General features: G+C 61.0%; 14 protein-coding genes and 1 pseudogene. 9 read left to right on the top strand and 6 right to left on the bottom strand.

Translation table 11 applies throughout. The features are described from left to right. Window positions 1–22: 22 nt before the first annotated feature. The 5 genes and pseudogenes from BLL38_RS09135 (at window position 23) to BLL38_RS09110 (ending at window position 6,114) form a co-directional block, all read left to right on the top strand. A complete protein-coding gene (locus BLL38_RS09135) occupies window positions 23–304 on the top strand; it encodes a pyrroloquinoline quinone biosynthesis protein PqqE (protein ID WP_076962261.1) in 282 nt (93 codons plus the stop codon). Between the two features lie 241 nt (window positions 305–545). Continuing rightward, a complete protein-coding gene (locus BLL38_RS09125; RefSeq protein ID WP_029296902.1) occupies window positions 546–2,351 on the top strand; it encodes a phenylacyl-CoA dehydrogenase in 1,806 nt (601 codons plus the stop codon). 208 nt (window positions 2,352–2,559) lie between these two features. Further along, entirely contained in the window at window positions 2,560–3,852 is a 1,293-nt protein-coding gene (locus BLL38_RS09120) for a GGDEF domain-containing protein (protein ID WP_076962259.1), read from the top strand. A 91-nt stretch (window positions 3,853–3,943) separates the two neighbouring features. After that, window positions 3,944–4,125 (top strand): annotated as a pseudogene (locus tag BLL38_RS09115) (acyl-CoA dehydrogenase); the annotation flags it as partial. A 210-nt stretch (window positions 4,126–4,335) separates the two neighbouring features. Further along, on the top strand, window positions 4,336–6,114 hold the full coding sequence (locus BLL38_RS09110; protein WP_076962258.1) for an acyl-CoA dehydrogenase C-terminal domain-containing protein: 1,779 nt from the start codon (window positions 4,336–4,338) through the stop codon (window positions 6,112–6,114). Window positions 6,115–6,341: 227 nt separating this feature from the next. On the opposite strand, the gene BLL38_RS09105 is transcribed toward BLL38_RS09110, so the two are convergent. Continuing rightward, complete coding sequence (locus BLL38_RS09105; RefSeq protein WP_057960806.1) at window positions 6,342–7,262, bottom strand: LysR family transcriptional regulator; 921 nt, start codon at window positions 7,260–7,262, stop codon at window positions 6,342–6,344. 206 nt (window positions 7,263–7,468) lie between these two features. Here BLL38_RS09105 and BLL38_RS09100 point away from each other — a divergent pair, with 206 nt between their 5' ends. The 4 genes from BLL38_RS09100 to BLL38_RS09085 all read left to right on the top strand — a co-directional run bounded on the left by BLL38_RS09100 (window position 7,469) and on the right by BLL38_RS09085 (window position 9,900). After that, on the top strand, window positions 7,469–8,740 hold the full coding sequence (locus tag BLL38_RS09100) for an aminotransferase class III-fold pyridoxal phosphate-dependent enzyme (protein WP_076962257.1): 1,272 nt from the start codon (window positions 7,469–7,471) through the stop codon (window positions 8,738–8,740). Between the two features lie 234 nt (window positions 8,741–8,974). Further along, a complete protein-coding gene (locus BLL38_RS09095) occupies window positions 8,975–9,340 on the top strand; it encodes a type II toxin-antitoxin system RelE/ParE family toxin (RefSeq protein ID WP_076962256.1) in 366 nt (121 codons plus the stop codon). Next, on the top strand, window positions 9,324–9,644 hold the full coding sequence (locus BLL38_RS09090) for a helix-turn-helix domain-containing protein (protein WP_076962255.1): 321 nt from the start codon (window positions 9,324–9,326) through the stop codon (window positions 9,642–9,644). The genes BLL38_RS09095 and BLL38_RS09090 overlap by 17 nt, the downstream gene beginning before the upstream one ends. A 97-nt stretch (window positions 9,645–9,741) precedes the next feature. After that, the gene (locus tag BLL38_RS09085; protein WP_076962254.1) at window positions 9,742–9,900 is read left to right on the top strand and encodes a YqaE/Pmp3 family membrane protein; all 159 of its coding nucleotides are present in this window, start codon (window positions 9,742–9,744) and stop codon (window positions 9,898–9,900) included. Between the two features lie 4 nt (window positions 9,901–9,904). Here the strand turns inward: BLL38_RS09085 and pqqE are convergent, their stop codons facing one another. The 5 genes from pqqE to pqqA form a co-directional block, all read right to left on the bottom strand. Next, window positions 9,905–11,035, bottom strand: a complete 1,131-nt coding sequence (gene pqqE, locus BLL38_RS09080) for a pyrroloquinoline quinone biosynthesis protein PqqE (RefSeq protein WP_154220470.1) — start codon at window positions 11,033–11,035, stop codon at window positions 9,905–9,907. Beyond that, complete coding sequence (gene pqqD, locus BLL38_RS09075) at window positions 11,028–11,303, bottom strand: pyrroloquinoline quinone biosynthesis peptide chaperone PqqD (protein ID WP_076962252.1); 276 nt, start codon at window positions 11,301–11,303, stop codon at window positions 11,028–11,030. Before pqqD ends, pqqE begins: the two co-directional genes overlap by 8 nt. Next, window positions 11,300–12,052 (bottom strand): pyrroloquinoline-quinone synthase PqqC, encoded by a 753-nt coding sequence (gene pqqC / locus BLL38_RS09070; RefSeq protein ID WP_076962251.1) that lies wholly within the window; start codon window positions 12,050–12,052, stop codon window positions 11,300–11,302. The genes pqqD and pqqC overlap by 4 nt, the downstream gene beginning before the upstream one ends. Window positions 12,053–12,062: 10 nt before the next feature. Continuing rightward, window positions 12,063–12,974, bottom strand: coding sequence for a pyrroloquinoline quinone biosynthesis protein PqqB (pqqB, locus tag BLL38_RS09065; RefSeq protein ID WP_076962250.1), 912 nt, complete (start codon window positions 12,972–12,974; stop codon window positions 12,063–12,065). Between the two features lie 75 nt (window positions 12,975–13,049). Then, the gene (gene pqqA, locus BLL38_RS09060) at window positions 13,050–13,124 is read right to left on the bottom strand and encodes a pyrroloquinoline quinone precursor peptide PqqA (RefSeq protein WP_003194766.1); all 75 of its coding nucleotides are present in this window, start codon (window positions 13,122–13,124) and stop codon (window positions 13,050–13,052) included. Window positions 13,125–13,292: the final 168 nt, after the last annotated feature.

The raw sequence follows: 13,292 nt of genomic DNA, 5'->3' as shown, positions 1-13,292 counted from the left end.
GATTGCAAGGCAGGTGCACGCCATGGACATCTCTGGAAGCAGTGCGTTTTATTCAGGCCTGAGCACTATCCAGGCCGGGCAGAACCGCGTCGACCAGGCCGCCGGCAACATTGCCAGTGCCGCCACCGGCCAGCCTTCGGATGCCCAGAATGACCGCTTGCAGGCGGTCAATCGCGGCCAGCCGACCGACTCGGCGAGCAATATGGTGGAACTGGCCGAGGGCAAGTTTCAGGTGGAGCTGGGGGCGAAAGTTGCCAAGGCTTCCGACGAAATGCTCGGCACGCTGATCGACACCTACGCCTGATCCTCCCCCCGACTCTCCTGTAGGCGCCAGCCGGCGCCTACCTTTATCCCCCCTTGGAATTTGTGCGGCATCACGCTGCAGGCCTCGTCGCGCCTGGCGTTGACCTGCGTCATGACAAACGGCAGCCGCTGGGCGCTTGACAAGGATTGGGCGTAAACGTATGTTTCAAACAACTGTTTGACCGCTACAACAAATCCACGCGGTTGTTCATTCCAGGATTCATCAGCAGAGGTTTATCGCTATGCCTGACTACAAGGCCCCCTTGCGTGATATTCGCTTCGTTCGTGACGAACTGCTCGGCTACGAAGCGCACTATCAGAGTCTGCCGGCTTGCCAGGACGCTACCCCAGACATGGTTGACGCCATTCTTGAAGAAGGCGCCAAGTTTTGTGAGCAAGTGCTGGCCCCGTTGAACCGCGTCGGTGACATCGAAGGGTGCACCTGGAGCGAGTCAGGCGTTAAAACCCCTACTGGTTTCAAAGAAGCCTACAAGCAATTCGTCGAAGGCGGCTGGCCGAGCCTGGCCCACGACGTCGCGCACGGCGGCCAAGGCCTGCCGGAATCCCTGGGCCTGGCCGTCAGCGAGATGGTCGGTGAAGCCAACTGGTCGTGGGGCATGTACCCAGGCCTGTCCCATGGCGCGATGAATACCATTTCCGAGCACGGCACCCCCGAGCAGCAAGATGCCTACCTGACCAAACTGGTCTCGGGCGAGTGGACCGGCACCATGTGCCTGACCGAACCGCACTGCGGCACCGACCTGGGCATGCTGCGCACCAAGGCCGAGCCTCAGGCCGACGGTTCCTACAAAGTCTCCGGGACCAAGATCTTCATCTCGGCCGGTGAGCACGACATGGCCGACAACATCGTCCACATCGTACTGGCCCGCCTGCCGGATGCTCCGGCTGGCACCAAAGGCATTTCGCTGTTTATCGTGCCTAAGTTCCTGCCCAACGCCGATGGTTCGGTGGGTGAGCGCAACGCGGTGTCCTGTGGCTCCCTGGAACACAAGATGGGCATCCACGGCAACGCCACTTGCGTGATGAACTTCGACGCGGCCACCGGTTACCTGATCGGCCCAGCGAACAAAGGCCTGAACTGCATGTTCACCTTTATGAACACCGCTCGCCTGGGGACCGCGCTGCAAGGCCTGTCCCACGCCGAAATCGGTTTCCAGGGTGGCTTGAAATATGCGCGTGATCGCCTGCAAATGCGTTCCCTGACGGGCCCGAAAGCGCCGGACAAGGCCGCCGACCCGATCATCGTGCACCCTGATGTACGCCGCATGCTGTTGACCATGAAAGCCTTCGCCGAAGGCAACCGTGCGATGGTGTACTTCACCGCCAAGCAAGTGGACATCGTCAAGTACGGCACCGACGACGAAGCCAAGAAACAGGCGGATGGCCTGCTGGCCTTCATGACCCCAATCGCCAAGGCGTTCATGACCGAAGTCGGTTTTGAATCCGCCAACCACGGCGTACAGATCTACGGCGGCCACGGTTTTATCGCCGAGTGGGGCATGGAGCAGAACGTTCGCGACAGCCGCATCTCGATGCTGTACGAAGGCACCACCGGTATCCAGGCCCTGGACCTGCTCGGTCGTAAAGTGCTGATGACCCAGGGCGAAGCGCTCAAGGGTTTCACCAAGATCGTGCACAAGTTCTGCCAGGCCAACGAAGGCAACGCAGCGGTCAGCGAGTTCGTCGCACCGCTGGCGGCACTGAACAAGGAATGGGGCGAGTTGACCATGAAGGTCGGCATGGCCGCCATGAAGGACCGTGAAGAAGTCGGTGCCGCGTCGGTGGACTACCTGATGTACTCCGGTTATGCCTGCCTGGCGTACTTCTGGGCCGACATGGCGCGCCTGGCTGCCGAAAAACTGGCTGCCGGCACCAGCGAAGAAGGCTTCTACACCGCCAAGCTGCAGACCGCGCGCTTCTACTTCCAGCGCATCCTGCCGCGTACCCGCACCCACGTCGCTACCATGTTGTCGGGCGCCAACAACCTGATGGACATGAAAGAAGAGAACTTCGACCTGGGCTACTAAGCCTCGGCGGGTTCCCTGCCAAGCCGCCGCTCTTTCGGGAGCGGCGGCTTTTTTGTGGGAGGGTGAAAAAACCTGAGTGGCGCGCTCAGGGATTGCGCCTTGCTGCCGTTACAGTGATGGCAATGTGACGTAGGTCACATTGAGTGTGCTTAACTGTGAGCAGCGAAGGCACTGTGCCATCTTTTTTTTGTGGGTCGGAGCTTTACCCTTGTCGCGCGCGTCTGCTGTACGTTTCAGTCATTTCCTACCATCGTTGCTGTTATTGCTGGCGGGGTTGTCGGCTGCTTACGTCAAGGACCTCAGCGTCTTCTTCACCTCGCTGTTCAATGTCCTGCCGACCCTGGTGCTGTTGCTGGGCGGTGCCTATTGCGCGGTGTACCGCCGCCAGCGTGAGCTGTTCCTGATGGTGACGGTGTACGTTGCCTACTTCCTGCTGGACACCCAGACCGATTTCTATCGTGACCATGGCCGCGTGCGCGAAGACGCCGCCGTGGTGTTCCATCTGGTGTGCCTGCTGTTGCCGATGTTGTTCAGCATCTATGCCCTATGGCAGGAAAAAACCCACTTGTTCCGCGACTTTATCGCACGCTGTGCGGTGCTGCTCGCCGTAGGCAGCGTGGCCCTGGGCCTGGAGCAGAGTTACCCGGAGCCGTTGCTCAACTGGCTGGCGGAAATTCGCTGGCCGGCACTGCATGGGGCGTGGATGAGCTTGATCCAGCTGTCATACCCGGTGTTCCTGCTGGGCTTTGTTGCACTGGCGGCGCAGTACTGGCGCGAGCCTCGGCCGTTGCATGCCGCGCAACTGGTGGGGTTGCTGGGGATATTCTGGATGTTGCCGCAGACCTTTATCCTGCCGTTCACCCTGAACATCATGTGCAGCCAGGTGATGTTAATGATTGCCGCGGGGGTGTCCCATGAGGCCTATCAGATGGCCTTTCGCGATGAACTCACCGGCCTGCCGGGACGCCGCGCCCTCAATGAGCGCATGCAGCGCCTGGGCCGCAACTATGTGCTGGCGATGAGCGACGTCGACCACTTCAAGCGGTTCAATGACACCCACGGCCATGACGTCGGCGACCAGGTGCTGCGGTTGGTGGCCAGCAAACTGTCGAAAGTCGGCGGCGGCGGCCGGGCCTATCGGTATGGTGGCGAAGAGTTTGCCGTGGTGTTTGCCGGCAAGACCCTGGACGAATGCCTGCCGCACCTGGAAGCAATCCGCGAGATTATTGCCAACTACCACATCAAGTTGCGCAACCCGGACAGCCGCCCTCAGGACGATCAGCAGGGGCGCCAGCGCCGTTCGGGCACGGGGGCGTCCAGTGTGTCGGTGACGGTGAGCATCGGCGTCGCCGAGCGCCAGGCCGAGCAGCGCACCCCGGAAGAGGTGCTCAAGTCCGCTGACCAGGCGCTGTACAACGCCAAGGGCGCCGGGCGTAACTGCGTGGTTGCCGCCGGGCAGAACCGCCGTGGCGCGGTGCGCATGCAGGGCGCTGCCGGTTGAGTGATGGCGGTGTATTCAGCGCCTGTACAGTGATTGTCCGGGGCCACCGGCGCCAGTAGGTTTAAGCCATCTGCTGCCGGAGACCTCCCCATGCCTGGGGGAGGCGAGCTTCCAGGGTGCGATCAAATATGCCAACGAGCGCCTGCAAATGCGCTCCCTGAGCGGCGCCAAGGCCCCGGACAAACCGGCAGACCTGATCATCGTGCACGGCGCATGTTGCTGACCATGAAAGCCTTCAACGAAGGCAACCGCGCCCTGACGTACTTCACCGCGCACCAGTGCCCATCGTGCGGCGGTGGAGGCGGGCAGTGATTGCCTGATGAGTTTGCCCGCCGAGCTGTTCGCCTTGTAGCTGTCGGTGTGACTGTGAAATACCAATTGGTCACAAGCAGACCCTATGTGTCACAAAAGTTGTTCGGTTACACTCAGGGTCTGTGAAACCGATCCTACCGAATCACTTTTAACGTTCCTACGAGGTTTGCCATGGCTGACTACAAAGCGCCGCTGCGCGATATGCGCTTCGTCCTCAACGAAGTATTCGAGGTTGCCAAGCTGTGGGCGCAACTGCCGGCCCTGGCCGAGACCGTGGATGCGCAAACGGTCGAGGCGATCCTTGAGGAAGCCGGCAAAGTCACCGCCAAGACCATCGCCCCGTTGAGCCGCAGCGGCGACGAGGAAGGTTGCCGCTGGGACAATGGCGTGGTCACCACCCCGGCCGGGTTCCCCGAAGCCTACAAGACCTATGCCGAAGGCGGCTGGGTGGGCGTGGGTGGCGACCCGGCCTACGGCGGCATGGGCATGCCCAAGGCGGTCTCGGCCCAGGTCGAAGAAATGATCAACTCCTCGGGCCTGGCGTTTGGCCTGTACCCAATGCTGACGTCCGGCGCCTGCGTGTCGATCAACACCCACGCCAGCGACGAACTTAAAGCCACCTACCTGCCGAATATGTACGCGGGCGTGTGGGCCGGTTCCATGTGCCTGACCGAGCCCCATGCCGGCACCGACCTGGGGATTATCCGCACCAAGGCCGAGCCACAGGCGGACGGTTCCTACAAGGTCAGCGGCACCAAGATTTTTATCACCGGTGGCGAACACGACCTCACCGAGAACATCATCCACCTGGTGCTGGCCAAGTTGCCGGACGCCCCGGCCGGTCCCAAGGGCATCTCGTTGTTCCTGGTGCCCAAGTTCATGGTCAATGCCGATGGCAGCCTGGGCGCGCGCAACCCGGTGAGCTGTGGCTCGATCGAACACAAGATGGGGATCCAGGCCTCCGCGACCTGTGTAATGAACTTCGACGAAGCCGTTGGCTACCTGGTCGGCGAGCCGAACCGTGGCCTGGCGGCGATGTTCACCATGATGAACTATGAGCGCCTGGGTGTCGGTATCCAGGGCCTGGCAACCGGCGAGCGCTCCTACCAGAACGCTGTCGAATATGCCCGTGACCGTCTGCAAAGCCGTTCGCCGACCGGCCCCAAGGCCAAGGACAAGATCGCCGACCCGATCATCAACCACCCCGACGTACGTCGCATGTTGCTGACCATGAAGGCGGCAAACGAAGGCGGCCGGGCGTTTTCCACTTATGTGGCGATGCAACTGGACACCGCCAAGTTCAGCGAAGACGCCGCGACCCGCAAGCGCGCGGATGACCTGGTGGCGCTGCTGACCCCGGTCTCCAAGGCGTTCCTCACCGACCTGGGTTTGGAAACCACCGTGCACGGCCAGCAGATTTTCGGCGGCCATGGCTATATCCGTGAGTGGGGCCAGGAGCAGTTGGTGCGGGATGTGCGCATCACCCAAATCTACGAAGGCACCAACGGTATCCAGGCGCTGGACTTGATGGGGCGCAAGATCGTTGGCAGCGGCGGGGCGTTCTACACCCTGTTTGCCGATGAGATCCGCCATTTCATCACCACTGCCAGCAGTGACCTGGCCGAGTTCACCCAGCCGCTGAGTGCGGCGGTGGACGAGCTCGACACCTTGACTGCCTGGGTCCTGGACCGCGCCAAGACCAACCCGAATGAAATCGGCGCGGCCTCGGTGGAATATCTGCATGCCTTTGGCTATATGGCCTATGCCTATATGTGGGCGCTGATGGCCAAGGCTGCCTTGGGCAAAGAGGCCGAGGAAGACTTCTACGCCAGCAAGCTGGGGACGGCGCGCTTCTACTTTGCCCGCCTGTTGCCGCGCATCCACTCCCTGAGCGCCTCGGTGAAGGCCGGCAGTGAATCGCTGTTCCTGCTGGATGAAGCGCAGTTCTAAGCCAAGGAGGGCGTGTAAGCATTCTCTTACATGACGTGCTGCTAATCGTCCTCTATCGCCAGATTGGATCCACAGCTAATCTACTTCACATGGACGTCGCGCAGGAAGCGCAAAGCAACAACAGGGACACGTAGGATTCTGCCAGGATGGCGGAGTGAAATGGATGTCAGGGAAACAGTCTGCAAAGCCCCGCTTCGGCGGGGTTTTCTTATTGGGCGCGAAAAAGTTCAGGCCAGCCCGTCTACCGTGGCGGTCGGCCCATGTGGACCATTCATCACGTCTTCGAGCAAGGTGCGCAGCAACGCCAGCGTCGCTTGTTGGCGTTGTACATCGCGGCACACCAACCCCACTTTCAGCGGCACCCGTGGCTCACTCAAGGGCTTCCATAGCAGCGCCTGGCTGCTGTGTTCGTCCTGTGAACGGCCGGGCAGTACCGTCGCCAGTTTGGTATGGGGCAGGCTGTCGAGAATCCCCACCATGGTGTTCAGCTCCGCTTGCACCTGTGGCCGACGCCCCAGGTTCGCCAGCTGCGCCTGCCAAATCTGCCGGACCTGGAACTCTTCCCCCAACAGCAGCATGGGCAGCTCCGCTGCTTGCTTGAGGGAGACCTTCTTGAATTCACGCAAGGGATGGTCAGCCGGGATGACCACTTTCAGTTCATCTTCATACAGCAACACACCGTGCAACCCGGGTTGGCGTGCCGGCAAGTAACTGATGCCAATGTCCAGCGAGCCATTGAGCAGGCGGCGTTCGATCTCCAGGCCCGTCAACTCGTAGATCTGCACCACCAGGTGCGGCTGGGCTTTGCGTACCCGCTCCAGCATTTGCGGCACCAGGCTGGTATGCACGGTTTGCAGCACGCCGATGGCCAGGGTACGCAGGGCCTGGCCCTTGAAGTGGCGCAGGGCCTCGACGGCTTGCTGCATGCCATCGAGCAATGGCAGGGCGTGGTTGTACAAGGTGTGTGCGGCCAGGGTTGGCAGCAGGCGCTTGCTGCTGCGCTCGAACAGGCTTACGTCCAGGTGCTGCTCCAACTGGCGGATCTGCTGCGACAGCGCCGGCTGGGAGATCGACAGACGTTCAGCGGCCCGGCCGACATGACCTTCCTCGTACACCGCGACGAAATAACGCAGTTGCTTAAAATCCATAAGTAACGCTTATCGAAAAAGCTGCAAAATCGAAATGGCTGAACGCCCCCAAGGCGCCTAGTCTAGCGCCTATTCACAAGGCTTACAGGGCCAGAAAGCGCGATGAATACCGTTTACAGCGATGGTGTTTACATAGGCAAGGCAAAAAACGACAGACCGGACTCCCGGAAACCCGGAGTTGCCAACACCCTGCGGGGTGTGCAGGCATGAACCTGTTCAACCTGCGCCGCCCGGCACCGAGCTTGGATGATCTGCTCCTGGACGCGAAAACCCCGATGCTGTGCGATGAGTTTTCCAGCCAATCCCTGATGCCCACCGTGGCCCGGCCACCTCAGGTCTTCGTTCGTGGCCAGGGTTCCTGGTTGTGGGACAGCGAAGGCCGTGCCTACCTGGACTTTACCCAGGGCGGCGCTGCCAACAGCCTTGGCCACAGCCCTTCGGTGCTGGTGCGCGCGCTGGCCGACCAGGCGCAGGCGCTGATCAACCCTGGCATAGGGCTGCACAACCGCAGCCAACTAAACCTGGTAGACCGCCTGTGCCACAGCACCGGCAGCGACCAGGCCTACCTGCTTAACAGCGGGGCAGAAGCCTGCGAGGCGGCCATCAAGCTGGCGCGCAAGTGGGGCCAACGGCATCGTGGCGGCGCCTATCGCATCATCACCGCCAGCCACGCTTGCCACGGCCGCAGCCTGGCGACACGGGCGGCTTCTGGTGACAATTGTTTCGAGCCGCAACTGCCGGGCTTCTGCCACGTACTGTTCAACGATCTGCCGGCCTTGCATGCCGCCGTCGACGCGCAAACCGTGGCGATTATGCTGGAGCCGATCCAGGGCGACGCCGGGGTGGTTCCGGCCACCGAGCATTACCTCAAGGGCGTGGAGCGGCTGTGTCGGGAGCTGGGCATCCTGCTGATCCTTGACGAGGTGCAGACCGGGATGGGGCGTTGCGCCACCTTGCTAGCCGAACAACACTACGGCGTGCGCGCCGACATCGTGGCCCTGGGCAAAGGCCTGGGCGGCGGAGTGCCATTGGCTGCGCTGCTGGCCCGCGGCACAGCCTGCTGCTTTGAACTCGGTGAGCTGGAAGGCACCCATCACGGCAATGCCCTGATGGCGGCAGCCGGCGTTGCCGTGCTCGATAGCGTGCTGGGTCACGGCTTCCTCGAACATGTGCGTGATACCGGCCAGTACCTGGGCGAAGGCCTGGCGCGCCTTGCCCACCGCTATGGCCAGGGCGAGCTGCGGGGCCAGGGCCTGTTGTGGGGCCTGAGTTTGTCAGATGATTCGGCGGATGCCGTGGTAAAGGCGGCACTGTATGAAGGCCTGATCCTTAATGCCCCCCAACCCGACTGCCTGCGCTTTACCCCGGCGCTGACGTTAAGCAAGAGCAATATTGACGAAATGCTACTGCGTCTGGCCCGTGCCTTTTCCCGCGTGCACACCGCTCAATTGCAATGCCGCAAGGGCATCGCTGTTTAACCCTTATTTCTGAACCGTCTCGCGGTATACGCGGCGCCTCCAGCCTGATTCTTTTGGCTGGGGGCGTTTTTTTGTGTGTCATTTTTGGATTGAAAAGGAGGCTTGAGATCCGTCGAAAAAAATGGCTTTTTAGCGGGCGCCGGCAGGGAGTGCCGGTAGGGTGCAGAGATTTTTGTGTGTGCCCTATTTCTAATATCTACCACTGAGTGGTATGTTTATGGGGAAGGGATGCCTATGAAGCTCAGACTGTTCAAAAGCCGGCATTTTGCTGATGCCGCCAGCAAAGCCTGGATCTGCGATTCGGAGTTGGGAGAGGCATTTGGCGAAATGCTCAGGGGCCAAGCGGATAACTTGGGCGGTGGCGTCTGGAAGAAACGCCTCAATCACAACCGGCATCGTTCCATCGTTTTGGCAAAGGGCAGGCATTACTGGGTTTATCAGTTTCTGTTCGCCAAGCAAGATCAAAGCAATATCAGCCACAAGGAATTGGCTGGGTTTAGGGCATTGGCAAAGGCCTATGAAGGCTTGAACGAAATACAGATCCAGCAATTACTGGATCTCAGGGAGTTTGTGGAGATACATCATGAGCAAAAAATATGAAAGTGAAGCGCTGGAATCCATTCACCAATCGGCCAGCGCGCTGCATTCGATCGGTGCCATCAGCAAGACCACCCTTCGGGAGTTCGATGAGCTATGCATTGCGCCTGTGCCGGCGCAGATACCTGCCGCCCAGATCAAGCAGCTGCGCGAACGTAGCCATGTCAGCCAGCCAGTGTTCGCCCGCTACCTGAACACCAGCGCCTCGACAGTCAAGCAATGGGAATCCGGCGAGAAGCAGCCCAGCGGCATGGCGCTCAAGTTGCTGAGCATCGTGCAAAAGCACGGGTTGGAGATCCTCGCCTGAGGAGGATGGCCCGGTGCCAGATTCCACTGAACCCTCACGCGCGGCCAGGGTCGATTAGCTGTACGGCTCACACGAGCCGATTTTTTGGAGCTGACCCATGGACTTCATTCGTATCATCATCGCCATCCTGGTCCCGCCATTGGGTGTGTTCCTGCAAGTGGGCTTCGCCGGCGCGTTCTGGCTGAATCTCCTGTTGACCCTGTGTGGCTACATCCCGGGCATCGTGCATGCGGTGTACATCATCGCCAAGCGCTGATCCGTCAGCCTTTGGCGATCAGCCGCGAGTTGCGCTCATTGCGAAAGGCCAGTTGCTCGATGGTCTGTGTGGCGTGCTCGGCTTCGAGCCGGGCATTGAGGATGATGCCGTGATCGGCGGATTTGCTGCACACCGGGTCGGCGTTGCTGGCGTCGCCGGTCAGCATGAAGGCCTGGCAGCGGCAGCCGCCGAAGTCCTTTTCTTTCTCGTCGCACGAGCGGCACGGCTCGGGCATCCAGTCGTAGCCGCGAAAGCGGTTGAAGCCAAACGAGTCGTACCAGATGTGCTGCATGCTGTGGTCGCGCACATTGGGAAACTGCACCGGCATCTGTCGGGCGCCGTGACAAGGTAGGGCGGTGCCGTCTGGTGTGACTGTCAGAAAGATACTGCCCCAGCCATTCATACAGGCCTTCGGGCGTTCCTCGTAGTAGTCCGGTGTGACAAAGATCAGCTTGCAGGGGTGGCCTTCGGCTTGCAGCTTGGCGCGGTATTCGTTGGTGATGCGCTCGGCGCGGGTCAGTTGTGCCTGGGTGGGTAGCAGGCCGACGCGGTTGAGCTGGGCCCAGCCATAGAACTGGCAGGTGGCGAGCTCGACAAAGTCTGCTTCCAGGGCGATACACAGCTCGATGATGCGGTCGATCTTGTCGATATTGTGTCGATGAGTGACGAAGTTCAGCACCATCGGATAGCCATGGGCTTTGACCGCCCGGGCCATTTCCAGCTTCTGCGCGAAGGCTTTTTTGGAGCCGGCCAGCAGGTTGTTCACCTGTTCGTCGCTGGCCTGGAAGCTGATCTGGATATGGTCCAGGCCAGCTTTCTTGAAATCGCTGATCTTCTGCTCGGTCAGGCCGATGCCGGAGGTGATCAGGTTGGTATAGAACCCCAGCTTGCGGGCTTCACTGATCAGCTCGGCAAGGTCCTGGCGCACCAGCGGCTCACCGCCGGAAAAGCCCAGTTGTGCTGCACCCATCTCCCGGGCCTCGCGAAACACCTTGATCCACTGTTCGGTGCTCAACTCCTTGCCTTGTTCGGCGAAGTCCAGCGGGTTGGAGCAATACGGGCACTGCAGCGGGCAGCGGTAGGTCAGCTCGGCGAGCAACCATAGCGGCAGGCCAATCTCGGGCTTGTCAGGCAAGTTCGATCCAGTGCTGTGCACGTGCGACCTCCATGAATTGCTCGATGTCTTCCCCGAGTTCGGGCACGCCGGGGAATTGCCGCTCCAGCTCGCCAATGATCGCCGCCACACTGCGCTCACCGTCGATCAAGCCACCAATCAATGCGGCACTGTCGTTGAGCTTGATCATGCCTTCGGGGTACAGCAGCACGTGGCCCTTTTGCGCCGGCTCGTACTGGTAGCGATAGCCCTGGCGCCATGTCGGTTTTTTGCTGCGATCGAAACTCATAGGGTGATCCCTTTATGCCAGACCCGCTGCGCGGTCACGCTGTGATAAGGCGGGCGGTTCAGTTCGTAGGCCATGCTCATGGCATCGAGCATGCTCCACAGGATGTCCAGTTTGAACTGGAGAATCTCCAGCATCCGCTCCTGGCCGGCGCGGGTGGTGTAGTGCGCCAAGGTGATCGCCAGCCCGTGCTCGACATCACGCCGGGCCTGGCCCAGGCGGGTGCGGAAATACTCGTAGCCGGCGGGGTCGATCCACGGGTAATGCTGGGGCCAGCTGTCGAGGCGCGATTGGTGGATCTGCGGGGCGAACAGCTCAGTCAGTGAGCTGCTGGCGGCTTCCTGCCAACTGGCCCGGCGGGCGAAATTGACGTAGGCATCGACGGCAAACCGCACGCCGGGCAGCACCAGTTCCTGGGAGCGCAGTTGATCCGGGTCCAGGCCCACGGCCTGGCCCAGGCGCAGCCAGGCTTCGATGCCGCCGTCTTCGCCGGGGGCGCCGTCATGGTCGAGCAGGCGCTGGATCCACTCGCGGCGGATTTCCCGGTCCGGGCAGTTGGCCAGGATCGCGGCGTCCTTCAGCGGAATGTTCACCTGGTAGTAGAAGCGGTTGGCGACCCAGCCCTGGATCTGCTCGCGGGTGGCCCGGCCGTCATACATCGCCACGTGGTAGGGGTGATGGATATGGTAGAAGGCGCCCTTGGCCCGCAAGGCCTGTTCAAAGTCGGCGGGGCTCAGCGGTGTATCGGTCATTGGGGCTCTCCTACAGTTCAATGCTCATGCCGTCGTAGGCTACTTCTACATTGCGCCGCGCCAACTCGGCGCGCTCGGCGGAGTCTTCGTCGAGGATCGGGTTGGTGTTGTTGATGTGGATAAGCACTTTGCGCTGCCGGGGCAGTTGCTCCAGCACTTCCAGCATGCCGCCGGGGCCGTTCTGTGCCAGGTGGCCCATTTCGCGGCCGGTGCGGGTGCCGACGCCACGGCGCTGCATTTCATCGTCATCCCACATCGTGCCGTCCACCAGCAGGCAGTCGCTGCCGGCCATGACTTCCAACAGCGGCGCGTCCACCTTGCCCAGGCCGGGGGCGTAGAACAGTTTGCCGCCGGTGCGCAGGTCTTCGACGATCAGGCCGATATTGTCACCGGGGTGCGGGTCGAACCGATGGGGCGAGTAGGGTGGCGCGGCACTGCGCAGGGGCAGCGGGGTGAAGCGCAGGTTGGGGCAGGCGGGAATGGTGAAGCTGGTATCCAGCTCGATGCGCTGCCAATCCAGGCCGCCATTCCAGTGGGTCAGCATGGTGAACAGCGGGAAACCGGTGCTCAGGTCTTCATGGACCATATCGGTGCACCATACCTGGTGCGGGCAGCCTTCGCGCAAGCTGAGCAGGCCGGTGGTGTGGTCGATCTGGCTGTCCATCAAGATGATTGCGCTGATCCCGCTATCGCGCAGTGCGCGGCCGGGTTGCATCGGTGCAAAACTTTGCAGTTGCGCGCGGATATCCGGCGAGGCGTTGCACAGCACCCAGTTCACGCCATCATCGGAGAGGGCGATGGACGATTGGGTGCGGGCCTGGGCCCGCAGGCTGCCATCGCGAAAACCGGCGCAGTTCACGCAGTTGCAGTTCCACTGCGGGAAACCACCACCGGCCGCCGAACCTAGAATCTGGACAAGCATCGCCGCTCCTTCACACAAGACTCAAAATAAAAACGCCCCGGCGAGCCGAGGCGTTGCATTGCAATACAAAAGCAATCAGCGGCTGGCGAAGTACATGGTGACTTCAAAACCGATACGCAGATCAGTGTAAGCAGGTTTGGACCACGTCATATTCATACTCCTACTAAGGGATGGGGCGATTACTACCAAGTAATACATATAGTCCATCTCCAGGCGGAGATGTTCAGATGTGTGGCGCAATATTACGCATTTCTCCTCAAGCTAGCGCTGTCTTGGTGGAAAAAGCCTGTTGCAACATCGGCAACGATCAACGCTGTC

Source organism: Pseudomonas gessardii (assembly GCF_001983165.1).
Classification (GTDB): domain Bacteria; phylum Pseudomonadota; class Gammaproteobacteria; order Pseudomonadales; family Pseudomonadaceae; genus Aquipseudomonas; species Aquipseudomonas gessardii.
The sequence above is the reverse complement of the archived record's forward strand: the minus strand, read 5'-3'. Positions and strand labels throughout refer to the sequence as shown.

Coding starts and splice junctions, on each gene's coding strand:
- pqqB (WP_076962250.1), bottom strand. CDS start 12,974: ATGCTTGTCCAGATTCTAGGTTCGGCGGCCGGTGGTGGTTTCCCGCAG.
- BLL38_RS09095 (WP_076962256.1), top strand. CDS start 8,975: ATGAAGCTCAGACTGTTCAAAAGCCGGCATTTTGCTGATGCCGCCAGC.
- BLL38_RS09100 (WP_076962257.1), top strand. CDS start 7,469: ATGAACCTGTTCAACCTGCGCCGCCCGGCACCGAGCTTGGATGATCTG.
- BLL38_RS09105 (WP_057960806.1), bottom strand. CDS start 7,262: ATGGATTTTAAGCAACTGCGTTATTTCGTCGCGGTGTACGAGGAAGGT.
- pqqC (WP_076962251.1), bottom strand. CDS start 12,052: ATGACCGATACACCGCTGAGCCCCGCCGACTTTGAACAGGCCTTGCGG.
- BLL38_RS09110 (WP_076962258.1), top strand. CDS start 4,336: ATGGCTGACTACAAAGCGCCGCTGCGCGATATGCGCTTCGTCCTCAAC.
- pqqD (WP_076962252.1), bottom strand. CDS start 11,303: ATGAGTTTCGATCGCAGCAAAAAACCGACATGGCGCCAGGGCTATCGC.
- BLL38_RS09135 (WP_076962261.1), top strand. CDS start 23: ATGGACATCTCTGGAAGCAGTGCGTTTTATTCAGGCCTGAGCACTATC.
- BLL38_RS09125 (WP_029296902.1), top strand. CDS start 546: ATGCCTGACTACAAGGCCCCCTTGCGTGATATTCGCTTCGTTCGTGAC.
- BLL38_RS09085 (WP_076962254.1), top strand. CDS start 9,742: ATGGACTTCATTCGTATCATCATCGCCATCCTGGTCCCGCCATTGGGT.
- BLL38_RS09090 (WP_076962255.1), top strand. CDS start 9,324: ATGAGCAAAAAATATGAAAGTGAAGCGCTGGAATCCATTCACCAATCG.